Origin of the sequence: Lysinibacillus sp. FSL K6-0232 (assembly GCF_038008325.1) — a bacterium.
GTDB lineage: Bacteria > Bacillota > Bacilli > Bacillales_A > Planococcaceae > Lysinibacillus.
Genome location: NZ_JBBOYW010000001.1, coordinates 2,981,306 through 3,002,500 on the forward strand (window position 1 = coordinate 2,981,306; position 21,195 = coordinate 3,002,500).

Sequence of the window (21,195 nt, forward strand, 5' to 3'; positions counted from 1 at the left end):
AACTGGGACCACTTTCATCACTAGAAGGGTTTTCCTCTCGTATAATCTCACAAATTTCCTGTATAATTAAAGGACTAATAAAAGGTGGTGCGACCATGATTTCTAAACAGGAAACATTCAATTTAAGCCCGTACATGGCGTTGTACGATTTAATTATTCCAAAGGACAATATGCTTCGCCAAATCAATGAACTTGTGGATTTCTCATTTATTCTAGACGAACTAAAATCGAAATACTGTTTAGTTAATGGCCGTAACGCGATTCCACCGATTCGCATGTTTAAATATTTACTGTTAAAAGCGATTCATGACCTGTCGGATGCCGACCTTATCGAACGTTCAAAATTCGATATGTCCTTTAAATATTTTTTAGATATGGCACCAGAAGAGGAAGTGATCGACCCCAGTTCCCTGACAAAATTCCGTCGACTCCGTCTTCAAGATATGAATTTATTAGATTTACTGATTCAGAAAACTGTTGAAATTGCTTTAGAGAAAGGACTACTCCTTAGTAAAATGGTGATTGTCGACGCTACCCATACAAAAGCGCGATATAACCAGAAAACGCCCAAAGAATTTTTACAGGAAAAATCCAAAAATGTACGTAAAGCCGTGTATCAACTAGACGAAAACATGGTCGGAAAATTCCCTGAGAAGCCTGCGTCAAATGAAGTCACAGAAGAATTAGATTACTGTCGTCAAGTAGTTGAAGCAGTCGAAACACAATCAAAGGTTGCACAAATCCCGGCTGTGAAAGAAAAATTAAATGTTTTAAAAGAAGTGATAGATGATTATGAGAATCATTTAAGCTATTCAAATGATCCGGATGCACGTGTTGGCCATAAGTCAGCAGATTCTTCTTTCTTTGGTTTTAAAACGCATATTGCGATGAGTGATGAACGTATTATTACAGCAGCGGTTGTGACGACGGGTGAAAAAAGTGATGGGCACTATTTACAAGAGTTGGTAGAGAAAAGTAGAACTGCCGGCATGGAAATTGACACGGTGATTGGTGATGCCGCCTATTCCTGGAAAGAGAATTTAGTGTATGCAAAATCGGAGCAGTTTCAGTTAATTTCAAAGTTAAATCCAGTAATCACAAATGGCAGCGGACAACGGAAAATTGAATTTGATTATAACAAGGATGCGGGTATGTTTGTTTGTCCAGCGGGGCACATGGCAACTCACAAAAGACGTACGGGCAGGAAAACCCTGAATCAAAGTTTAACGTTTCATTTTGATATTGAAAAATGTAAAGTTTGCCCGATGCGAGAGGGCTGTTATAAGGAAGGGGCGAAAAGTAAAACGTATAGTGTAACGATTCAATCCGATACACATCAAGAACAAGCAGCATTCCAGGAAACAGCCGAATTCAAAGCACTTGCCAGCAAACGCTATAAAATCGAAGCGAAAAATAGTGAATTAAAGAACCCACACGGCTTTAAAACAGCAAAATCGGCGGGTTTATTTGGCATGGAAATTCAAGGAGCCACGACGATCTTTGCGGTCAATCTGAAACGGATACTCAAACTACTGAGTGAAAAAGAGTAGGAAAAAAGAAAGAAATAAGGCACCTTCCATTCAAAAACGAATGGAAAGTGCCTTATTTTTGTTTGAAAAACTAATTCATCGTAAAAAATGTAAGTTTTTCAGTGCCCTCATTGTTAGAAGGCTTCTTTTATTATTGTACTAATTTTCGTCTTACTAGCTTATTAGCTCCGTTGCGTGGTAGGCTATCTGTTACGATAATTTCTTGTGGCACTTTATATTTAGCAAGCTTTCGTAAGCAAAATACGTGTAATTGCTCTATAGACACCTGCTCCTTTAGTACAACAAATGCAATAGGGACTTGCCCCCATTTATCATCATGTCTTCCGCAAACACCCGCTTCTTGAACAGCAGGATGTGTCAGCAGAACATTTTCAATTTCAGCAGGGTAAATATTTTCCCCACCCGAAATAATTAAATCTGCTCTGCGGTCAATCACAAATAAATAACCATCTTTATCAATATACCCAATATCCCCTGTATGCAGCCAGCCATCAATCGTTGCGCTTTTTTGTGCAAAGCGTCCGATATAGCCGGGTGTCACATGTGGGCCACGAATACAAATTTCCCCTTCACCAAAGGCATTGGGCTCAGCAATTTGAATTTGATTGAAAAATAATGGCTTTCCTGCAGAGCCTAACTTGCGCATTGCATCTTCGCTTGCCAACGTAGCAGTTTGTGAGGAGGTTTCTGTCATACCATATGTTTGGGCAACTGCTAGATTTAAGGCATGTGCCCTTGTTAAATAATCAATAGGCACAGGTCCCCCTCCTGCTAGCATTAGCTTAAATTGCGGTGAGGCTTTCGCATTGCGCTGCTCTAACATATGTAAAATTCTTTCCAATGTTACAGCAACAACTGACATATGTGTAACATCCCCGTCTATAATATTTTGTGCAATGGCTTCTACATCAAATTGATCATACAAATAAATTTGATTGCCATATAGCAATGAGCGTACTAATATCGAAAATCCACTAATATGGAATAACGGCACTGCACAGAGCCAAACATCATGAGGCTGTAGCCCAATATTAAGGACAGAGGCGGTTGCACTAGCCTGATGATTGCCAACTGTTTGACGAACCCCTTTTGGAAAACCCGTTGTACCTGATGTATACATAATGGTTGTTGTTTGATGGATTGGCCATTCCTTAGCAATATTAAGAGGTTCTTCCATGCCCTCTGCAATTGTTGAAAAGACATGATATGCTGTTTCAGAAGGTAATTTTGCAACATCCTCATCCGCAATTAATACCACCACTGCCTCAGAATCCTCTAGCTGATATGCCAGCTCATCCTGCGATAGTCGTCGATTGAGCATCACCATTTCACACTGTAAATGCATACAGGCATAGAGTATTACCACAAGGTCTGGCTTACTCGGCCCCATAATCGCGATACGATCCCCTTGTTGAATACCAAGTGCTGCTAATTGACGAGCTCGCTTTAGTGATACATTATTTAATTGCTGAAATGTCCAGCTTTGTTCTTTATACTTCAATGCTGTACGATGTGGCGTTAAATAAGCTCGCTGTAAAATCCAATTTGGATACATAGTTGTCACTCCAATCATCCTATATCTTATCGCTTTCCTCTATTCCTTGTCCATCCATCGGTTTTATGTGGCTATCCTTTATTTTGGTGGCTCTATCTGTCACTTTTATAGGTCTATCCATCACTTTCGCAGTTCTATCCGCCTCCGCATATAAAAAAAGCCCGTATCTCTCAAAAGATACGAGCTGTTTGTTACATCAAGGGAATCTTGGGAATTGACCGAAGTCAGGTTGACGTTTTTCTTTGAAGGCATCGCGACCTTCTTTTGCTTCATCTGTTGTGTAGTAAAGAAGTGTTGCGTCGCCAGCCATTTGTTGAAGACCTGCTAAGCCATCTGTATCTGCATTCATCGCTGCTTTTAAGAAGCGTAGAGCAGTTGGTGACATTTGTAGCATTTCTTCACACCATTGAACCGTTTCATCTTCCAGTTGCTCATAAGGTACAACTGTATTGACTAAGCCCATATCAAGTGCTTGCTGTGCATCGTATTGACGGCAAAGATACCAAATTTCACGTGCCTTTTTATGTCCAATAATACGAGCAAGATAGCCTGAGCCATAACCAGCATCGAATGAGCCTACTTTTGGTCCAGTTTGTCCAAAGCGAGCATTATCAGCAGCAATTGTTAAGTCACAAACAACATGTAAAACATGTCCTCCGCCAATTGCATAGCCTGCTACCATTGCCACTACAGGCTTTGGAATTACACGGATTAAACGTTGTAAATCTAGAACGTTTAGACGCGGGATTTCATCTTCTCCTACGTAGCCACCATGTCCGCGAACTTTTTGGTCGCCGCCTGAGCAGAAAGCATGCTCACCTTCGCCTGTTAAAATAATTACACCGATATTTTTGTCATCACGTGCGCGTGAGAATGCATCAATCATTTCCATCACTGTTTTTGGGCGGAATGCGTTGCGCACTTCTGGACGGTTAATCGTAATTTTTGCGATACCGTTATAGAACTCATACTTAATATCTTCATAAGTATGTAATGTAGTCCATTGACGTGTCATTGAATTGCCTCCTATATTAAGAAATTCGTTATAAAGCGAGGAATACTACGTTAAATACTCCTCTACTATTGTAGCAAACTCAGCGGGATTTTCCACATGAATTGCATGTCCCGCATGATTTACGGTTATATGTGTGCCATTCTTTAATAACGCTTTCATTTCTTGTGCGATTTTACAAAATTTCTTATCCAATGCTCCTGTTAAAAGAAGGACAGGGATGACTAGCTGCTCCAGCCGCTCCCAATTTGAAGGTTGGACACCTGTGCCAATACCTCTTAAGCTTCCTGCCAATCCTTCCGCCTTCTGTGACAGCCTTTCTGCTCGCACAGCTTCTCGTACACTTTTAGGGAGCTGCTGCTGTGTTGCAAAAAGCGGGATATTTTCCCACGCATTGACAAATGATTCGATACCATTTGCTATAATTTTTTGGGCGAGTGCCTCATCCTGCTCACAACGCTCAGCTCGTTCTGCTGCCGTGCGTAGTCCTGGTGAAGCACTTTCTAAAATAAGCTTATCAATACGCTCTGGATATGACATAGCATAGGACAAGGCAATTCTGCCCCCCATTGAATAGCCTAATAGCGTAAATTTCTCTAACTGAAGCTGACAGCATATTTCTTCTAAATCCTGTACTTGCTCCTCCATTGAAAAACGCTGCACGTGCGCTGGTACGGCTGTTCGTCCATGCCCAATTAAATCAATTGCCACCACTCGTACATTTGGCAACGCTTGCGCTAAATAATGCCATGTTGCTGTACTTCCTGTAAAGCCGTGCAAAGCAACTAATGTAGAAGGGGCATCCTTATTCCATATCTCAATATGCGTTTCGAGTCCTCGAATCATCATGCTTTTAGCTCCGTATTAATACGCTGCCACAGCTCTCGGTGTGCCTTGACATTTTCTGCTCGGTCCGTAAAAATTTCGATTAAACGTAAAGGCTGCTTTCTCACCGTTGAAAATTTTTCTGATAGCTCATCTATCGTATCCACGCGTATATAATCCATATCATACATCTTGGCAATATCATGGAATGTCAATGCAGTTGGTGTACCAAATAAATCCTCATAATGTGCCTCGACTGTTGACTGTGGTAAATAAGAGAAAATACCCCCACCATCGTTATTTAACACAATAATCGTTATATGACATGACTGATACCTAGATGCAATTAAGCCGTTGATATCATGTAAAAAGGCTAAATCGCCAATCAATAAATACGTTTCTCTATCATTCGCTTGACTAAAGCCTAAAGCTGTTGACACAACACCATCAATTCCATTTGCCCCACGGTTTGCAAAAATACGTAAATCCTTTGGTGTGGGCAGTAAAAATGTATCTATATCACGTATTGGCATACTGCTGCTAACAAAAATATCGCTGCCATCAGGAATCATCTTTAGCAACCGACTCACAATTGCCCCTTCATCCTTTGCTACTTCTGAATGCTGCTCAATATACATGGTAGCCAGTGCATGAGCCTTTTGCCATTTGACAAGATAAGCCTCATCAAACGCTGTGTTTGAAGGCGTTAATTGTGTTAGCCACTGTCCGATATTGGCGTGAATAAAATGTGTAGACACACCTGTAGCATCTCTAAACATCGCATCCTCATCAATAATAATATAAGCATTTGGCTGTGATTTTGTAATAAATTGCATGATAAATTTTGACACAGGCTGTGCCCCTAAGCGCAATACTGTGTCAGGCTGGACAAGTGCTTGAAAATCCTCGCTTTTCATAATAGCATCATAGGTCGCCATAATATATGGTAAACAATCCTCTGGGATGGCTGCACGCATATTTGATAAGCTTTCAACAATCACTGGCCATTTTAACTGGCGTACAAATTCCCATACAACGGATAAATCTGTGCCGAGGGGTAATTCACCAATAATAAGAAAACCTTTTTTCGTTGCTTGTAAAATAGCCGAAAGCTGCTGCTGTGCAGCAGTTGTTGGGATTAATTGTCCTATATGGCTATGCTTGAATGTTGCTGGTGGTAGCTCACTGTAAAAATCAATTAATAGCGGCTCACGGAACGGTACATTAATATGTACTGGCCCAAATGGTGCACTTGTTGCAATCGCTACCGCACGCGCAAGATGATGCTCTATAAAGGGCAATGTTGGTGCCGCACCATCTGCTAGCGGGAAATCCACACTCCATTTTACATGTGTGCCATATAAATTGGGCTGATGAATTGCCTGTGGTGCGCCTACTTCTCGTAATTCATGCGGGCGATCAGCCGTTATGATAATTAACGGCACACGTGCATAGCTTGCCTCTACAATTGCAGGAAAATAGTTTGCCGCTGCTGTACCAGATGTACATAATAAAACAACAGGCTTTGCAGTAGCCTTCGCTAACCCTAATGCAAAGAAAGCTGCAGAACGTTCATCTACCTGTCGATACATCGTTAGTTGCTTTGCTGAAGCAAATGCATAAGCAAGTGGTGTTGAGCGTGAGCCAGGACTAATGACAACGTTTTCTACACCAGTCTGGACTAATGATGCCACCATTGTATATACATAGTCACTTAAAATTTGTCGTTCACTCATGTAATTGTCCTCCTAACGCACGAAGCATTGGACGGAATTTCACTAATGTTTCTTCATATTCAGATTGTGGCTCTGAATCTGCTACTATACCGCCACCAGCATATAAATACGCTTTATCTTGCAATAGCGCAGCTGAACGAATAGCCACTGCAAATTCACCATTGCCCTCTGCATCCATCCAGCCAATCGGCCCCGCATACAGCCCACGATTCATCGGCTCATATTTACGTATAGCCGCTAGTGCTTCTTGACGTGGTACACCGCCTAAGGCTGGTGTTGGATGCAATGATTTTGTAAGCTGTAGTATCGTTGCTTCTTGATTTAACTGACCTTCAACAGGTGTGTATAGATGTTGAATATCTCGTATTTTTAGTAAACGTGGTCGATCTGGAATCGTCATATTTACACAATTTTTGCGGAATGTATCTGCAATCATATCAACCACATATTGATGCTCGCCATCATTTTTAGGGTCATTTAATAAGCTTTGCCCGTAGGCTTCATCTTCCTCCGCTGTCTTTCCTCGCTTAATCGAGCCAGCTATACAAGATGAAAAGGCACGCCTATCCTCCACTTTTACAAGACGCTCAGGCGATGCACCAAAGAACAATAAATTGTGACGTTCTAAGCCAAATAAATAGCTTTCTGGCTGCTCATGAATAATTTGTGAGAGCACTTGTGGCGCGGATACAGGCTCTTTAAATTGCAATGCCAGTGATCGTGCAATGACAACTTTCCCTGCCTTTTTTTGCTTAATTAATGCTGTTACTTGGTCAATGGAAGCTAAATATGGGTCCTTATATGGCTCGAAATAACTTATAATTTCAGGCTTTGAATACGTTTTCACTTCTTTAACCTGTGCCGCGTGAATTAAATGATCTCGCTCCTTACGCAATGCTTCAAGCTGTTCTTCACCCTGTTGCTCCTGTGTTAGAAGATGAATGCTGACATAGGATTTATCATCACGTATTACTAGTTGAAAGGTTGCTAATGCAAAATAAGCTTCTGGAAAGCCCGTCCACTCTCCATCAACATTATTCTGTGGGTCAAATGTAAAACCGCCAAATAAAATAGGATGTAGCTCACGTTGCTGTTTGAAACAATTTTTCGTTAAGCTTTTCCATTCTGCTTCTACAGCATCAAAACGTTCATCTTTTGCATTGTTTTGAATGGTATGGGCATGTCCAAGTCCCACTAAAGTCATTGTTTTTTCTCTATTTTGCCAATAAAATCGTTCACCTTTATAACATTCCTCGCCTGCTGCATAAAATGCCAATGCAGATAAGCGGCTTACCTCAATTGTTTCCATATAAAAATGAAGGTTTCGGCCCAAAGAGTCCACTTCTACCTCTGTGGCTTGGTACCACTTCTGTTGCATGAAAATTACCTCCGTTGTTGCAATGTACATTATCAATTGCTTGGCAACTCTATGATTCGTACCGTTGCCTATCGCTTATTTTTTACTTTCAGTTCATAAATGCATGTTCTATTGTATCACTTTTTTTCATGAAACAGTATGTAATAAGCTGTGAACCTACCCATTTTCTCAATCTTCGTTTAAAATAAGAAGAGTCGACAACATTTGAAGGAGAGAAAGACCTTATGACCAAAGTCATTGAAGCTGATAGGGGGTTGAAAGTTTGGTGGCATTTAACACGTCCACATACTTTAACCGCTTCATTTGTTCCCGTATTCCTAGGAACAGCAATTGCCTTAGCAATTGAACAAGAAACAATTGATTTTGGACTATTTTTTGCTATGCTCATTGCAAGTATGCTTATCCAAGCAGCAACGAATATGTTCAATGAATATTATGATTACAAATTGGGATTAGATAACGAGCACTCTGTTGGAATTGGCGGGACGATTGTTCGGCATGGTGTACAGCCAAAAACGATTATGATGATTGCATTAAGCTTTTATGCCATTGCGATGCTTCTTGGTATTTATATATGTGCCTCAACATCCTGGTGGCTAGCAGCCGTTGGACTTGCTTGTATGCTTATCGGCTATTTATATACAGGTGGTCCATATCCAATTGCCTACTCACCGTTTGGCGAAATTATTTCAGGAGCCGTTATGGGCATGGGGATTGTGCTGATTGCCTTCTATATTCAAACGCTTACAATAACGCTAGATGCTGTTTTGCTTTCTGTACCAAGTATGATTCTAGTTGGCGCTATTATGTTATCGAATAATATACGCGATATTGTTGGGGATACAGAGGGTGGACGCAAAACGCTCGCGATTTTGGTAGGACGTGATAGTGCTATTTCTATCTTATCAGGCTTTTTTATCGTTTCCTATTTATGGGTAATTGCGCTTGTAGCCATCGACGGTATTACATTTTGGGCGCTTATTATCTTCTTAAGCGTGCCAAAGCCATTGCGCGCTATTCAAATTTTCCGAGATAAAAAAGAAGCCAAAGAAGTGATGCCTGCGATGAAATATACAGCGCAAACCAATACAATCTTTGGCTTCCTATTAGGAATTGGTTTATTAATTCATTATTTCTTTTATTAACAGATGCAGCAGCCTTAATGGGTTGCTGTTTTTTTTACATAACGTTTAAAATTATGACTAGTAATCCCTAGTACCTCTTCCTCTGAAAAGCGTGCTCGTAATGCCGCTACTAAATTTTGTGCCTCTCCTGCATGTGCTAAACCATCGACAGTCACATCAATGCCATCAAAATCAGAGCCTAACCCTATATGCTCAACACCTACTAGATTTGCTAAATGCTCTACATGATTTACTAAATGCTCTAGTGTTGCATCCTTACCAATAAACGGTGGATAGTAAACAACATGGATATGACCACCATGTTGAACAAGAGCCTTTACCTGTGCATCTGTTAAATTACGCGGATGGTCACATAGGGCACGTGCATTACTATGACTTGCAATAATATGCTTCGCTAGTGGTAACACGTCCCAAAAGCTTTGCTCGTTAAGATGTGAAACGTCAATGATGATATCACGTTTATTGAGTAATTGAATAACTTCTTTCCCAAATGGTTTTAAACCAAGACTTGCATCCTGTTCAGCTCCATGAGCAAGAGCATTTTCTTCATTCCATGTTAATCCTACTAATTTTACACCAACATCTAAAATGGCGATGAGCTTAGTTAAATCCTCACCAATTGCACCACAGCCCTCTAAGCTTAAAATAGCGCCTATTTCATGTGGTGCTAATTGCTCTAGCTGTGCCCAATCTGTAATATGCACCATGCCCTCTGTTTGTAATACATGGCTATGAAATGCCTCAATTTGGCGTACCACCTCAAGAAATTGCTGCTGTTGCGGTATTTTTGGATTAATAAAAATAGCAAATACCTGAACCTCTATCTGCCCTAATTGTAGTCTTTTATGATTCGTATCTAGCCGTGTATCACCTGCAAAGTTGGCTGTTTCAAGTGTTGTTAATTTTAACAGAGCATCACAGTGTAAATCGATAATCTTCATCCTCTCACCTCTACAGCTATTATACTGTTTTTGTGAGCGAAAGCTTCCTAAATTTTATCTTGCGGTGTATCTGAAGAGCCAAATTCCTCAAGCTCTATAAAGTCATTTGATTTAGGTGTTGAAGCTAGCAAATCCTCTTCCACTGGTCGTAGCTGTTCTTCTTTTTTCTCTGCATGCTCCACACAGGTCAATGCTTTTGGCATAGCCTCTAAACGTCCTGTAGGAATTTCCTCACCACAGACAACACATGTCCCATATGTTCCATCCTTCATTGCTTGTAATGCTTGTTTAATTTCCTCTGCGTCATCACTGCGATGCTCATCAATAGCCATTTCCGTCAACTGATCTGTTAAATCGCTAGCATTATCTGCTGGATGATTATCATAATTAGATAGCTCTGTTGTTTGTGGTCGTTCGGATTCATCTAGTCGCTGTTCAATTTCTTGTAATTCTTGCTCCAATTGTCTTTTCAATTTTTGCATTACTTGTTGATTCACAAAAATCTCCTCCTTATGCTTTCATGTTTTCCGAATTTACGCTTTCTAAAACATGTCAGCATAAGGAAGCGTTTGTTACTTACTTGTGTAGGCTATAATAGCATCATGTAAAAACTGTACTGCTCCTGTTGTACCACGCTCATTATAGTATGCTGCAAAACGTTCATCTGCTATATACATTTGTGCAAGCCCTGCATGTGCTTCTTTCGAATATTCCTTCCATGTAAAGCTTAGCCACCTTTTATGCAGCTCAGCTACTTCCATAGCAATATCACTTGTCGCATCACCAAGCTCCATCGCCTCTGTTAAACGTTCAAACATTTGCTGCTCTAGCTGTTGCATTTCTTGATATTGCTGCTCAGTCATATTCATAAGCTTAGCATTCGAAGCATCCACTGTTTCATCGCCATATTTTTCACGTATTTCTTGACCATATTGCTTTTCATTATCTGCGATTAACTTTTCTTTAAAGCCTTTAAATTTTTCTTCATTTGACATTGGTCGTTCCTCCTCGATAGATTGTATTGTTTTTTCCACTGTTTGTAAGATTTCTTCAAGCTGTTTCTTGCGTTTTTGCAATGCTACTTGATGTGCTTTCAGTGCCTCAAAGTGCTGAAAATTAGGTGCTTGAATAATATCCTGAATCGTCGATAGCTTCATATCCAGTGCTCTATAAAATAAAATTTGCTGTAACATATCGACTTCAACCTGACTGTAAAAACGATAGCCTGCCTCATTTGTTCTTGCTGGCTTTAGTAACCCAATTTCATCATAATAGCGCAGTGTTCTTGTACTCACACCTGACAAATTCGCAAGCTCCTGAATGGTATATTCCATGTTGTCACCTCCACTAATGCTACTGTAAACGTTGACGCAACGTTAAAGTCAATAAAATAATTTAATCTAATCATAATTTTTTTAGTTATATCATTCCACAACTACCTATAAAATTATATTTACAAGCCGATATAACTAGCAAAATTTTCACAGGAGTATGATAGGATGAAATGTCCAAATTGTCAGCATGAAAACGCTATGGACGGCAAGTTTTGCACAGACTGTGGTCGCAAACTTACTAATTCATCATTACGCAAGCAAGGTATTCCTACATGGGCAATTATCGTATTATCAGTCTGCTTTATTGCAACATGTGCCTAGCTATTAAGACACTGAACCATTAGGTATTGAAACGTCTGAATCCCCAATAGACTTAAAGGTCATTGCATTTGGTAGCCACAAGGCTTTGAAAATTCGGCTTCTATTGGCTACATACTAGGCAATAAACGTGATATGGAACTTGAAAATTTTATATATAAGCATATCTATCAGGTAGATGTACACATTGATAAAGGTAGTAGCAGCAGCCCATTGGTTGATGTCAATACAGGCAATGTAATAGGCATTAACTCTCTGTTATACACAACTGGAACAAGCACTAATTTCGCCTTCTCCATTCCTCTTTATAGCATTTGAGGGATGGGCTGCTAAGCCTCTTACTGCTAATGAGGTTCATGCTGTTGCGAATGTCTATGTAAATGATCGAGAAGCTCCAATTGAAGAGGACACAATGAACGAAACGGATGCCCTATTAGCAGGGCAATTCGTGCAAGCATTCCGGCTTTATTATGAAATGGCACTCAATGAAGGTGATTTTTACTGGATTGCCGATAGCCTTACAGAGGAATATGTGAATGACATTGCATACCAAGATCATTATTTCTTTTTTGCAGGCAATGAGATACTAGATGTTCAATATTCAAATGGTCAATACTATATAGAAATAAATAGAATATTTGATTTCTACGATGCACAAGATAACTATCAATTCTATGATCGCTATAAGATCTATACGGTGATTACGGTGCATATAAAATTGCAAATATTAAAATTCACTACTTTCAATGTAATCAAAAAGTGCAGCGAATGACTCTAAACTCATCCACTGCACTGTTAGATGCTATCCGTCGATTTAGCGTCACTTTCACGCTTCTATCCGTCTAGTAGAGGCGGCTATCCAGCTCTCGACTATTTTGAACAAAAAAATGCAGTAGATGAACGTTCATCTACTGCATTTTGTATGACCCGTACGGGATTCGAACCCGTGTTACCGCCGTGAAAGGGCGGTGTCTTAACCACTTGACCAACGGGCCCATGGCGGAGAAGGAGGGATTTGAACCCTCGCGCCGGTTACCCGACCTACACCCTTAGCAGGGGCGCCTCTTCAGCCTCTTGAGTACTTCCCCTTTTGGCTCCGAAGGCAGGACTCGAACCTGCGACAACCTGATTAACAGTCAGGTGCTACTACCAACTGAGCTACTTCGGAATATTGGTGGGCCTAAATGGACTCGAACCATCGACCTCACGCTTATCAGGCGTGCGCTCTAACCAGCTGAGCTATAGGCCCTCTCTGGAGCGGGTGATGGGAATCGAACCCACGACATCAGCTTGGAAGGCTGAGGTTTTACCATTAAACTACACCCGCATACATGGTGGGTCAGGACGGAATCGAACCGCCGACACTTAGAGCTTCAATCTAATGCTCTACCAACTGAGCTACTGACCCACATGTTAAAATAAATGGCGGTCCCGACCGGGATCGAACCGGCGATCTCCTGCGTGACAGGCAGGCATGTTAACCGCTACACCACGGGACCATTTGATTGCTTTCATCCATAAAAATTGGTTGCGGGGGCCGGATTTGAACCAACGACCTTCGGGTTATGAGCCCGACGAGCTACCACTGCTCCACCCCGCGATAATTATATACTGTTTCGAGTTTTTCAAGCACCATTTATCAAAATTTAAAACTGGAGGAGGTAGAGGGATTCGAACCCCCGCGCGGTGTTACCCGCCTGTCGGTTTTCAAGACCGATCCCTTCAGCCAGACTTGGGTATACCTCCGTAACAATATATAAATGGTGGACCTTGCAGGACTCGAACCTGCGACCGGACGGTTATGAGCCGTCTGCTCTAACCAACTGAGCTAAAGGTCCTTTAAGATGGCGGCAGAGGGGATCGAACCCCCGACCTTACGGGTATGAACCGTACGCTCTAGCCAGCTGAGCTACGCCGCCAGGATCTTTATACTGGTTATTAAATCATGGTGGAGCCTAGCGGGATCGAACCGCTGACCTCCTGCGTGCAAGGCAGGCGCTCTCCCAGCTGAGCTAAGGCCCCATAATTTTTTTGGAAATGGTCGGGAAGACAGGATTCGAACCTGCGACCCCTTGGTCCCAAACCAAGTGCTCTACCAAGCTGAGCTACTTCCCGTACATTTTATTGGCGCGCCCGACAGGAGTCGAACCCATAACCTTCTGATCCGTAGTCAGACGCTCTATCCAATTGAGCTACGGGCGCATATAAAAATGGTGCCGAGGACCGGAATCGAACCGGTACGGTAGTCACCTACCGCAGGATTTTAAGTCCTGTGCGTCTGCCAGTTCCGCCACCCCGGCACATTTGGAGCGGAAGACGAGGTTCGAACTCGCGACCCCCACCTTGGCAAGGTGGTGTTCTACCACTGAACTACTTCCGCATGTGCTTACGTTTTTTAAAATCTGGTATATATAAAGAATGGTGCGGGTGAAGGGAGTCGAACCCCCACGCCTTGCGGCGCTAGATCCTAAGTCTAGTGCGTCTGCCAATTCCGCCACACCCGCTTAATGGTTGGTATTCAAAATGGTGAGCCATGAAGGACTCGAACCTTCGACCCTCTGATTAAAAGTCAGATGCTCTACCAACTGAGCTAATGGCTCAAAAAAATGGTGCCGGCTGTAGGAGTCGAACCCACGACCTACTGATTACAAGTCAGTTGCTCTACCAACTGAGCTAAGCCGGCAACATGGTGGAGGATGACGGGCTCGAACCGCCGACCCCCTGCTTGTAAGGCAGGTGCTCTCCCAGCTGAGCTAATCCTCCTGGGTAATATGCCTAGCGACGTCCTACTCTCGCAGGGGGAAGCCCCCAACTACCATCGGCGCGAAAGAGCTTAACTTCCGTGTTCGGGATGGGAACGGGTGTGACCTCTTTGCCATTATCACTAGACTTTTACTATGTATCTTGTTTTGAAGCTGTTACCATGTCCTTCAAGACAAGAATTATTGTATAACGTTTTTTAATATTATGCAACACTTTTTTTATAAAAAAAGAAATTATTACTTTTTAAAGATATTTTTGTTAAGTAAGAGAAAATATTGCCCTGCAACACATTATAGCAATTGTTAATTCAAAAGAAAACAATTATTTTATAATATCAAGCATGTTGATTATAGAAATATATACTATAAACAGGCATGTTTTGTAGGAAAGAGGAACGACTTCAGCCAAAATAAATTAGTTGAAGCTATAGTTCCCCCTCAACGAAAATTAACAGTTTCGTAGATATTATCTGTAAAATAAAGGATAATCATTACGCATCTTATAATCCATTGTTAAATAGCAACAAGAGCCTTTTGTAATGTTTCAATCTCCTCAAATGTTGTAGACGGGCCAAAAGATATTCTAAAAAATTGTCGTGCTACCTCACTAGTATAACCCATTGATAAAATTGCTTTTGTGCCAGATTCACTATGAATATCACATGCACTTCCTGTAGAAATACAGATACCTGCTTCATTTAACTTCAATAATACATATTGTCCTTCCACTTTCTCCATCATCACACCACAAATACTAGGTAATTGCTGATGACATTCTATAAGCTGACAGTTTTTTGGTAAGTTGCTTGTGAAAAATTTTCTTAACGCCTTATAGTGCTGCCAGTCATACTGATAGTCTTCAATCGCTGTCGCAAAAGCAACAATTGCTGGTGTATCAATGGTCCCTCCTCTTAAGCCTCGCTCATGTGTAACGCCTGGTGCTAGTGCAGGAACACGAATTACTGGATTTATGTAAACAGCACCACAGCCTTTTGGTCCACCAATTTTATGAGCCGAAATGGTAAGAGCATCTGCACCAGTTGGTAATACTTGCTTTCTAAAGGATTGGACACAGTCAATATGACAGAAGATATGAGATGCTTTTGCTATCTCTATTATTTCTTCCACGGGCTGAATTACACCAATTTCAGAATTTATATGCTGAATCGTTATTAATGCTGTATCCTCTCGAATGGCTTGCTGTAACTGCTGTAAATCAATACAGCCATCTTTTTGTAATGGTAATTTAGTAACAATAAAGCCCATCTCCTCTAATGTATTTAATGCTGCATGCACAGAAGTATGCTCAGCCTGTGATGAAATAATATGCTTCCCTTTTGTGGAGGCTAATGCTAAGGACAAAATAGCTAGTATATTTCCCTCTGTTCCGCTTCCTGTAAAGATAATACCGTCACGATGAATACCAAGCGCATTGGCTACCACTTTCCTTGATTGCTCCACAAAATAATGAGCCTGCCCTCCTACATCATGCAAACTTGCACTATTGCCGTAATAACGCTGTGCAACCTCCATATAGGCAGCGAGAGCTTTTTCTGTCATCGGTGATGTTGCCGCATAATCCATATAAATCATTGTATTCTTCCTCTCTTATTGATCAGGTCTTGTTTTCTTCTTTATTTTATGTAAAGATATGTGTCAAGACAACTGTAAAGAAGGTATAGCTATGGATGTAATAACAGACGTTGTTATTATTGGCAGCGGTATTGCTGCACTTCAAGCCGCCACATTGCTTGAAAAGCATTTCCAAGTAGAGATTGTGACAAAGTCAGAGGTACATGTTAGTAGCTCTTATCGTGCACAAGGCGGTGTTGCTGCTGTTATCAGTGAAAAAGATCATATTGAATATCATATTGCGGATACATTGAAGGCAGGAGAATATCATCATGAGCAAGGGCATGTAGAAGCACTAATAAAAGATGGTGTGAAAATAATCGATAGTTATCTAAAAGCAGGGCTACCAATTGATCGACATAGCAATGGGAAGCCTGCGCTAGGCTTAGAAGGAGCCCATAGCCATCATCGTATTTTACATGCAGGTGGTGATCGCACTGGTCAAATTTTGATTGATTACTTGCTTCATAAGCTATCACCTAAAACAAAGATTCATTGTTATGAAATGGCTTATGAGCTTTTACTGAATACAGATGGTGACTGTATAGGTGTGTTGACAAAGGGACAACACGGTAACAAGCGTTACTTTGCTCATCATATTATTCTAGCAACAGGCGGTGCAGGCGCTCTCTATGCAAGCACATCGAATTATCCAACAAGTACAGGAGATGGCATTGCTCTAGCCTTTCGTGCAGGTGCTGCCATTAGCGATATGGAATTTATGCAATTTCATCCAAGCTTGCTATGGTGTGAAAATAAAGCGAGAGGATTAGTTTCTGAAGCTGTGCGAGGCGCTGGCGGTGTCTTTGTGGATGCACAGCGTCAGCCCATTATGAAAGGCTTACATGAACAGCTTGACTTAGCGCCAAGACATATTACTGCATTGGCACTTTATCAAAAGCGTGCCGCTGGTGAGGAAACGTTTATTGATATTGCTAGCATTAATAATTTTAGAACGAGATTTCCAACGATTGCGCAGCTCTGTGATGACCATCATATTGATTTACAGAATGGGTTAATCCCTGTAGCACCAGGAAGTCACTTTTTAATGGGTGGTGTTATCGCTGATGATAAAGGACGAACTACAATAACTAACTTATATGCAGTTGGTGAAGTCGCTTGTACTGGTGTCCATGGTGCGAATCGTTTAGCCAGCAATTCCTTATTGGAAGGTATTACATTTGGGCAAAAAATGGCACAATTCATTATTCAAAAAGGCTGCCATCAAAGAAATTTTATGCTTGCCCAGCATGAATACTCTCATGCCTTACCACCTTTAATGAGTAAACAGCAATTACAGCAACAGATGATGCAATCTTTAGGCATTGTTCGAACGATGGATGATATGCAGTATTTAGCACAGCAATTGCCTTCCTTACCATCACTTCTCCATGTTCCTTTAAAGAAGTTGGAGCAAACAGAGCTGGAATTATTGATGATGCATATTGTTGCAACATTGATGGTGCAGGCTGCCATCGCAAGAACTGAAACACGGGGCGCCCATATTCGTACAGATACACCTAAAATGGAGGCACAGTGGGCAAATCGTTGGATTATTTTTTCACAAGGACAAATGAAAGTGAGGAACTCTTTGTATGAATATCATCAAACTCGAGGAAATGCTCAAGCAGTTTTTTAATGAAGATATTGGTGATGGGGATTTATCGAGTGAATTTATATTTTCAGCTAAGGAACAAGGAGCTTTTTCTTTTTATGCAAAAGAGCAAGGTATTTTTTGTGGCTCCCCCATTATTGAGCATGGCTTTCTTCTACTCGATCATTCAATGGAAATCCAGCTTTATAAACAGGATGGCGATAAAGTAGAGGCTGGTGATGTTCTCGCTGTTATTAAAGGGCCATTGCAGAAATTATTAATGGGTGAGCGCGTTATTTTAAACCTTATTCAACGTATGTCTGCTATTGCTACAGCTACCCATCAAGCTGTTCAAAAAACAAAAGGAACCAATGCGAAAATATGTGATACACGTAAAACGATTCCTGGTTTGCGTATGCTCGATAAATATGCTGTAAGAATCGGTGGTGCTTATAATCATCGTCATGGTCTATATGATGCAATTATGTTAAAAGATAATCATATTGCCTTTGCTGGTAGCATTACAAAAGCTGTTCAAGCGGCTCGTGCAAAAGTCGGTCATACTGTGAAAATCGAAGTTGAAATTGAAACAAAGGCACAGTTGGATGAAGCAATTACGGCAGGGGCAGATATTATTATGTTTGATAATCGTAGTCCCGAAGAAATACGTGCATGGCTCCCTGCTGTTCCCCCCTCAATTGCAACAGAAGCTTCAGGAGGTATTACATTGGAAAATTTACAGGCTTATGCGCAATCAGGTGTTCAGTGGATTTCACTTGGTTCATTAACACATTCCGTTCAAGCCTTCGATATTAGTGCACTTGTACAAATGAAAGGAGATCATTCCATTGTCTATTACTAGTTTATTACAACAAACGACATTACTACCTGAGCATTATCGAACATTATCTGTAAAGGAAATGGAATCTCGTATTTTAGCCATCAAAAAGAAATTAGGATATAAGCTATTTATTCCAGGTCATCATTATCAAAAGGATGAAGTCATTCAATTTGCTGATGCAACCGGTGATTCCCTCCAGCTAGCACAATTATCAGCAGCAAATAAAGAAGCTGAGCATATTGTATTTTGCGGTGTTCATTTTATGGCTGAAACTGCAGATATGCTAACAACAAAACAACAGCATGTTTATTTACCAGATATGCGAGCAGGCTGTTCGATGGCGGATATGGCAGATATTTATCAAACTGAACAAGCATGGCCGATTCTTCAACAGCTCTTTGGTGATACAATCATCCCATTAACATATGTAAACTCAACGGCTGCTATTAAAGCATTTACAGGCAAACATGGTGGTGCATGTGTAACGTCATCTAATGCAAAGGCACTTGTACAATGGGCTTTTACTCAGAAACAACGTATTTTCTTTTTACCTGACCAACATTTAGGAAGAAATACTGCCTATGATTTAGGCATTCCCCTTGAAAACATGGCTGTGTGGAACCCACATAGCAATAAGCTAGAAACAGAGCAGCCTCTTGAAGATATTCAAGTTATTTTATGGAAGGGGCATTGTTCTGTGCATGAAGGATTTACAGTTTATCATACAGAAATAGTTCGTCAGCAATATCCACATATGCGAATTATTGTTCATCCTGAATGCAGTCGTGAAGTGGTAGCAGCAGCTGATGATGCAGGCTCAACAAAATACATTATTGATACTATTAATCAAGCACCAAGCGGCACTGCTTGGGCAATAGGGACAGAGATGAACCTTGTTAACCGTATTATTAAACAGCATCCAGATAAACATATTATCTCGTTAAACGAAAACTTCTGCCCTTGCCTAACAATGAATCGAATCGACCTTCCACATTTGTTATGGTGTCTTGAAAGCATTGAACAGGGACAGCCACATAATCGTATCCAAGTGGATGAGCAAACGACAGCTGAAGCACTTAGTTCCCTAGAAAGAATGCTAGCTAGAAGATAAATTTTTAAAAGCAGAAATGTTGTGAAAGCAATGTTTCTGCCTTTTTTTATTTGCCTATATCGTTGGAATCAGTCCCAATTGACATAGTATTTAGCTCTATGCTACTGTCGAATTGGAGGTGATAAAAAATGACTTTTCAATCAAAAAATATTTTTATCAATTTACCAGTAAAAGATTTGAATAAATCCATCCATTTTTTTAAAGAGTTAGGTTTTGAACACGCGTGTTGATTAGCCAAAATCACGTAACACTTTTTTGATAAATCATCCGAGCTGATGATAAGATTTCTTCGACGTACGTTCGCCATTTCACCGGAAGCGCATGCCAAAGAAACAGGCGTGTAAAACCTGCGAATGACAAGGAGTCTACGTCTGATTTCAACTGAATGCGGCTGTGTAAAAACTTTAATAAAACATAGGCAATTAACGCGGCGAAAAGCTGACTAAATACCGCATTTTTAGTCGTGCCAAATAATACTGGCACATTTAAATTTTGTTTAATCCAGCGAAAGAAGGATTCGATTGCCCAACGTTCCTTATACATGCCTGCGATTTCTTCTGCGGATACATCGCGAAGATTCGTGACGACACGTACAATCGCACCTTCATAATCGGTAAACTCGACAATACGATGGCGTTTTTCGGTTTGTTTTTGTGCCGTACCTAGCGTACAAGTAAAGTCTGCGACGATATTTGAACCTTCCACAGCTGCTCGTTGTAACGATTTTTTACGGTTTAACTGAATATTCTCTTTTAAACGAATGACAAAATCCTGCTGCGTTTTTGCATATCGATCGACTTTATCAATTGAAAAATAAGCACGATCCGCCACTAAAATAAAACGCTTATCTTCTAATTGAACACCGATTGGACCATCATGCTTCAGCCCAGTTGTTTCAACGATTTGAAGAGGCATACCTGTTTCATTTGTAAAGCTGACGTGCAGTTTGATCCCTGAACGATTCCCGTGATAAAGCGCCCATGGTAAACGAGTTTTTCCGACCGTAATCGTTGTCGAATCAATTGCCAGAAGTTCTTTTTTTAACTTGAGAGAACGCCTTGCAGCTCGGTTTAATCGGCCGACAATTAATTCGAAAATACGCTTCACGATGAGGTAATTCAGTTCACCTAAACGTTTTGAAAGTGTCGAATAGTCCACTGATTTTAAGCCGTGTGCGGGTGCAACATCCGCAGCGTGGCGCATACTTTTCCATTCAAATGTAGCAGCACCAACCAAGTAGTCTAAAAGTGTCGCTACATTACATTTACGAGCCGTATCTTCAAACTGAAACTCAGCTAGAATCCCGTCCAGTTCTTCCTGTGAAATAAAGTTTTGAAGTAATGTGAAAATCGTGGTATTCTTAGCCATGAGAGATTCCTCCTCGTAAATGTTGGTGTGGTAACTTACATTTTACATGGAATCTCTCTTTTTTATTAGTTTTTTATAGGAAAATTTAGTTAA

General features: G+C 40.8%; 18 protein-coding genes, 20 tRNA genes, 1 rRNA gene and 1 pseudogene. 8 read left to right on the forward strand and 32 right to left on the reverse strand.

Annotated features, from left to right (window positions below):
- Positions 1 to 95: 95 nt before the first annotated feature.
- The gene (locus MHB42_RS14470) at positions 96 to 1,550 is read left to right on the forward strand and encodes an IS1182 family transposase (protein ID WP_340805685.1); all 1,455 of its coding nucleotides are present in this window, start codon (positions 96 to 98) and stop codon (positions 1,548 to 1,550) included.
- Positions 1,551 to 1,680: 130 nt separating this feature from the next.
- Here MHB42_RS14470 and MHB42_RS14475 read toward each other — a convergent pair whose 3' ends face one another.
- The 5 genes from MHB42_RS14475 to MHB42_RS14495 form a co-directional block, all read right to left on the reverse strand.
- Positions 1,681 to 3,105, reverse strand: coding sequence for an o-succinylbenzoate--CoA ligase (locus tag MHB42_RS14475; RefSeq protein WP_340808608.1), 1,425 nt, complete (start codon positions 3,103 to 3,105; stop codon positions 1,681 to 1,683).
- Between the two features lie 196 nt (positions 3,106 to 3,301).
- Positions 3,302 to 4,120, reverse strand: a complete 819-nt coding sequence (menB, locus tag MHB42_RS14480; RefSeq protein ID WP_274794182.1) for a 1,4-dihydroxy-2-naphthoyl-CoA synthase — start codon at positions 4,118 to 4,120, stop codon at positions 3,302 to 3,304.
- A gap of 45 nt (positions 4,121 to 4,165) precedes the next feature.
- Positions 4,166 to 4,966: a 2-succinyl-6-hydroxy-2,4-cyclohexadiene-1-carboxylate synthase gene (menH, locus tag MHB42_RS14485; RefSeq protein ID WP_340807065.1), complete on the reverse strand. Its 801-nt coding sequence runs from the start codon at positions 4,964 to 4,966 to the stop codon at positions 4,166 to 4,168.
- Complete coding sequence (gene menD / locus MHB42_RS14490; protein WP_340807067.1) at positions 4,963 to 6,678, reverse strand: 2-succinyl-5-enolpyruvyl-6-hydroxy-3-cyclohexene-1-carboxylic-acid synthase; 1,716 nt, start codon at positions 6,676 to 6,678, stop codon at positions 4,963 to 4,965. The genes menH and menD overlap by 4 nt, the downstream gene beginning before the upstream one ends.
- Positions 6,671 to 8,056 carry an isochorismate synthase gene (locus MHB42_RS14495; RefSeq protein WP_340807069.1) on the reverse strand — a complete coding sequence of 462 codons (1,386 nt, stop codon included), beginning with the start codon at positions 8,054 to 8,056 and terminating at the stop codon, positions 6,671 to 6,673. Before MHB42_RS14495 ends, menD begins: the two co-directional genes overlap by 8 nt.
- Positions 8,057 to 8,280: 224 nt before the next feature.
- Here MHB42_RS14495 and MHB42_RS14500 point away from each other — a divergent pair, with 224 nt between their 5' ends.
- Positions 8,281 to 9,201: a 1,4-dihydroxy-2-naphthoate polyprenyltransferase gene (locus MHB42_RS14500; protein WP_340807071.1), complete on the forward strand. Its 921-nt coding sequence runs from the start codon at positions 8,281 to 8,283 to the stop codon at positions 9,199 to 9,201.
- Between the two features lie 14 nt (positions 9,202 to 9,215).
- On the opposite strand, the gene MHB42_RS14505 is transcribed toward MHB42_RS14500, so the two are convergent.
- The 3 genes from MHB42_RS14505 to MHB42_RS14515 all read right to left on the reverse strand — a co-directional run bounded on the left by MHB42_RS14505 (position 9,216) and on the right by MHB42_RS14515 (position 11,476).
- Positions 9,216 to 10,142 (reverse strand): dipeptidase, encoded by a 927-nt coding sequence (locus MHB42_RS14505; protein ID WP_340807073.1) that lies wholly within the window; start codon positions 10,140 to 10,142, stop codon positions 9,216 to 9,218.
- Positions 10,143 to 10,189: 47 nt separating this feature from the next.
- Complete coding sequence (locus MHB42_RS14510) at positions 10,190 to 10,639, reverse strand: TraR/DksA C4-type zinc finger protein (protein ID WP_340807074.1); 450 nt, start codon at positions 10,637 to 10,639, stop codon at positions 10,190 to 10,192.
- Between the two features lie 75 nt (positions 10,640 to 10,714).
- The gene (locus MHB42_RS14515) at positions 10,715 to 11,476 is read right to left on the reverse strand and encodes a MerR family transcriptional regulator (RefSeq protein ID WP_340807076.1); all 762 of its coding nucleotides are present in this window, start codon (positions 11,474 to 11,476) and stop codon (positions 10,715 to 10,717) included.
- 165 nt (positions 11,477 to 11,641) lie between these two features.
- Here MHB42_RS14515 and MHB42_RS14520 point away from each other — a divergent pair, with 165 nt between their 5' ends.
- Entirely contained in the window at positions 11,642 to 11,797 is a 156-nt protein-coding gene (locus tag MHB42_RS14520; RefSeq protein WP_340807078.1) for a double zinc ribbon domain-containing protein, read from the forward strand.
- A gap of 167 nt (positions 11,798 to 11,964) precedes the next feature.
- On the opposite strand, the gene MHB42_RS14525 is transcribed toward MHB42_RS14520, so the two are convergent.
- Entirely contained in the window at positions 11,965 to 12,093 is a 129-nt protein-coding gene (locus tag MHB42_RS14525; protein WP_340807080.1) for a hypothetical protein, read from the reverse strand.
- A gap of 113 nt (positions 12,094 to 12,206) precedes the next feature.
- On the opposite strand from MHB42_RS14525, the gene MHB42_RS14530 reads away from it, so the two are divergent.
- Entirely contained in the window at positions 12,207 to 12,566 is a 360-nt protein-coding gene (locus tag MHB42_RS14530) for a TcaA NTF2-like domain-containing protein (RefSeq protein WP_340807081.1), read from the forward strand.
- A gap of 151 nt (positions 12,567 to 12,717) precedes the next feature.
- Here MHB42_RS14530 and MHB42_RS14535 read toward each other — a convergent pair.
- The 22 genes from MHB42_RS14535 to MHB42_RS14640 all read right to left on the reverse strand — a co-directional run bounded on the left by MHB42_RS14535 (position 12,718) and on the right by MHB42_RS14640 (position 16,149).
- Positions 12,718 to 12,789, reverse strand: a tRNA-Glu gene (locus MHB42_RS14535).
- A 2-nt stretch (positions 12,790 to 12,791) separates the two neighbouring features.
- A tRNA-Ser gene (locus MHB42_RS14540) sits at positions 12,792 to 12,882 on the reverse strand.
- A gap of 3 nt (positions 12,883 to 12,885) precedes the next feature.
- A tRNA-Asn gene (locus MHB42_RS14545) sits at positions 12,886 to 12,962 on the reverse strand.
- A 4-nt stretch (positions 12,963 to 12,966) separates the two neighbouring features.
- A tRNA-Ile gene (locus MHB42_RS14550) sits at positions 12,967 to 13,043 on the reverse strand.
- 4 nt (positions 13,044 to 13,047) lie between these two features.
- Positions 13,048 to 13,121, reverse strand: a tRNA-Gly gene (locus MHB42_RS14555).
- A 5-nt stretch (positions 13,122 to 13,126) separates the two neighbouring features.
- Positions 13,127 to 13,202: transfer RNA gene (locus MHB42_RS14560), tRNA-Phe, on the reverse strand.
- Positions 13,203 to 13,217: 15 nt separating this feature from the next.
- Positions 13,218 to 13,293 (reverse strand) — tRNA-Asp (locus tag MHB42_RS14565).
- 26 nt (positions 13,294 to 13,319) lie between these two features.
- Positions 13,320 to 13,394: transfer RNA gene (locus MHB42_RS14570), tRNA-Met, on the reverse strand.
- A 53-nt stretch (positions 13,395 to 13,447) separates the two neighbouring features.
- Positions 13,448 to 13,540: transfer RNA gene (locus MHB42_RS14575), tRNA-Ser, on the reverse strand.
- Between the two features lie 15 nt (positions 13,541 to 13,555).
- Positions 13,556 to 13,632: transfer RNA gene (locus MHB42_RS14580), tRNA-Ile, on the reverse strand.
- A 7-nt stretch (positions 13,633 to 13,639) separates the two neighbouring features.
- Positions 13,640 to 13,713, reverse strand: a tRNA-Met gene (locus tag MHB42_RS14585).
- A gap of 27 nt (positions 13,714 to 13,740) precedes the next feature.
- A tRNA-Ala gene (locus tag MHB42_RS14590) sits at positions 13,741 to 13,816 on the reverse strand.
- 16 nt (positions 13,817 to 13,832) lie between these two features.
- A tRNA-Pro gene (locus MHB42_RS14595) sits at positions 13,833 to 13,909 on the reverse strand.
- Between the two features lie 10 nt (positions 13,910 to 13,919).
- Positions 13,920 to 13,996: transfer RNA gene (locus MHB42_RS14600), tRNA-Arg, on the reverse strand.
- Positions 13,997 to 14,005: 9 nt separating this feature from the next.
- Positions 14,006 to 14,094: transfer RNA gene (locus MHB42_RS14605), tRNA-Leu, on the reverse strand.
- 5 nt (positions 14,095 to 14,099) lie between these two features.
- A tRNA-Gly gene (locus MHB42_RS14610) sits at positions 14,100 to 14,174 on the reverse strand.
- A gap of 39 nt (positions 14,175 to 14,213) precedes the next feature.
- Positions 14,214 to 14,298 (reverse strand) — tRNA-Leu (locus MHB42_RS14615).
- Between the two features lie 20 nt (positions 14,299 to 14,318).
- A tRNA-Lys gene (locus tag MHB42_RS14620) sits at positions 14,319 to 14,394 on the reverse strand.
- A gap of 7 nt (positions 14,395 to 14,401) precedes the next feature.
- Positions 14,402 to 14,477, reverse strand: a tRNA-Thr gene (locus MHB42_RS14625).
- A gap of 4 nt (positions 14,478 to 14,481) precedes the next feature.
- Positions 14,482 to 14,557: transfer RNA gene (locus MHB42_RS14630), tRNA-Val, on the reverse strand.
- 10 nt (positions 14,558 to 14,567) lie between these two features.
- A 5S ribosomal RNA gene (gene rrf / locus MHB42_RS14635) occupies positions 14,568 to 14,683 on the reverse strand.
- Between the two features lie 386 nt (positions 14,684 to 15,069).
- The gene (locus MHB42_RS14640; protein WP_340807083.1) at positions 15,070 to 16,149 is read right to left on the reverse strand and encodes a cysteine desulfurase family protein; all 1,080 of its coding nucleotides are present in this window, start codon (positions 16,147 to 16,149) and stop codon (positions 15,070 to 15,072) included.
- Positions 16,150 to 16,240: 91 nt separating this feature from the next.
- Here MHB42_RS14640 and nadB point away from each other — a divergent pair, with 91 nt between their 5' ends.
- The 4 genes and pseudogenes from nadB to MHB42_RS14660 form a co-directional block, all read left to right on the forward strand.
- Entirely contained in the window at positions 16,241 to 17,827 is a 1,587-nt protein-coding gene (nadB, locus tag MHB42_RS14645; RefSeq protein ID WP_340807085.1) for an L-aspartate oxidase, read from the forward strand.
- The gene (nadC, locus tag MHB42_RS14650; RefSeq protein ID WP_340807087.1) at positions 17,784 to 18,644 is read left to right on the forward strand and encodes a carboxylating nicotinate-nucleotide diphosphorylase; all 861 of its coding nucleotides are present in this window, start codon (positions 17,784 to 17,786) and stop codon (positions 18,642 to 18,644) included. Before nadB ends, nadC begins: the two co-directional genes overlap by 44 nt.
- The gene (nadA, locus tag MHB42_RS14655; protein ID WP_340807089.1) at positions 18,631 to 19,734 is read left to right on the forward strand and encodes a quinolinate synthase NadA; all 1,104 of its coding nucleotides are present in this window, start codon (positions 18,631 to 18,633) and stop codon (positions 19,732 to 19,734) included. The genes nadC and nadA overlap by 14 nt, the downstream gene beginning before the upstream one ends.
- Positions 19,735 to 19,862: 128 nt before the next feature.
- A pseudogene (locus tag MHB42_RS14660) lies at positions 19,863 to 19,952 on the forward strand (glyoxalase/bleomycin resistance/extradiol dioxygenase family protein); the annotation flags it as partial.
- Between the two features lie 22 nt (positions 19,953 to 19,974).
- Here the strand turns inward: MHB42_RS14660 and MHB42_RS14665 are convergent.
- A complete protein-coding gene (locus tag MHB42_RS14665; protein ID WP_340804000.1) occupies positions 19,975 to 21,102 on the reverse strand; it encodes an IS4 family transposase in 1,128 nt (375 codons plus the stop codon).
- Between the last annotated feature and the right edge of the window lie 93 nt (positions 21,103 to 21,195).

What these genes read in the sequence shown, in the direction of transcription:
- nadC (WP_340807087.1), top strand. Translation starts at nt 17,784, where the DNA reads ATGAATATCATCAAACTCGAGGAAATGCTCAAGCAGTTTTTTAATGAA.
- nadB (WP_340807085.1), top strand. Translation starts at nt 16,241, where the DNA reads ATGGATGTAATAACAGACGTTGTTATTATTGGCAGCGGTATTGCTGCA.
- MHB42_RS14500 (WP_340807071.1), top strand. Translation starts at nt 8,281, where the DNA reads ATGACCAAAGTCATTGAAGCTGATAGGGGGTTGAAAGTTTGGTGGCAT.
- menH (WP_340807065.1), bottom strand. Translation starts at nt 4,966, where the DNA reads ATGATGATTCGAGGACTCGAAACGCATATTGAGATATGGAATAAGGAT.
- MHB42_RS14530 (WP_340807081.1), top strand. Translation starts at nt 12,207, where the DNA reads ATGAACGAAACGGATGCCCTATTAGCAGGGCAATTCGTGCAAGCATTC.
- MHB42_RS14525 (WP_340807080.1), bottom strand. Translation starts at nt 12,093, where the DNA reads ATGGAGAAGGCGAAATTAGTGCTTGTTCCAGTTGTGTATAACAGAGAG.
- MHB42_RS14495 (WP_340807069.1), bottom strand. Translation starts at nt 8,056, where the DNA reads ATGCAACAGAAGTGGTACCAAGCCACAGAGGTAGAAGTGGACTCTTTG.
- MHB42_RS14520 (WP_340807078.1), top strand. Translation starts at nt 11,642, where the DNA reads ATGAAATGTCCAAATTGTCAGCATGAAAACGCTATGGACGGCAAGTTT.
- MHB42_RS14475 (WP_340808608.1), bottom strand. Translation starts at nt 3,105, where the DNA reads ATGTATCCAAATTGGATTTTACAGCGAGCTTATTTAACGCCACATCGT.
- MHB42_RS14665 (WP_340804000.1), bottom strand. Translation starts at nt 21,102, where the DNA reads ATGGCTAAGAATACCACGATTTTCACATTACTTCAAAACTTTATTTCA.
- menD (WP_340807067.1), bottom strand. Translation starts at nt 6,678, where the DNA reads ATGAGTGAACGACAAATTTTAAGTGACTATGTATATACAATGGTGGCA.
- MHB42_RS14470 (WP_340805685.1), top strand. Translation starts at nt 96, where the DNA reads ATGATTTCTAAACAGGAAACATTCAATTTAAGCCCGTACATGGCGTTG.
- MHB42_RS14505 (WP_340807073.1), bottom strand. Translation starts at nt 10,142, where the DNA reads ATGAAGATTATCGATTTACACTGTGATGCTCTGTTAAAATTAACAACA.
- MHB42_RS14640 (WP_340807083.1), bottom strand. Translation starts at nt 16,149, where the DNA reads ATGATTTATATGGATTATGCGGCAACATCACCGATGACAGAAAAAGCT.
- menB (WP_274794182.1), bottom strand. Translation starts at nt 4,120, where the DNA reads ATGACACGTCAATGGACTACATTACATACTTATGAAGATATTAAGTAT.
- MHB42_RS14515 (WP_340807076.1), bottom strand. Translation starts at nt 11,476, where the DNA reads ATGGAATATACCATTCAGGAGCTTGCGAATTTGTCAGGTGTGAGTACA.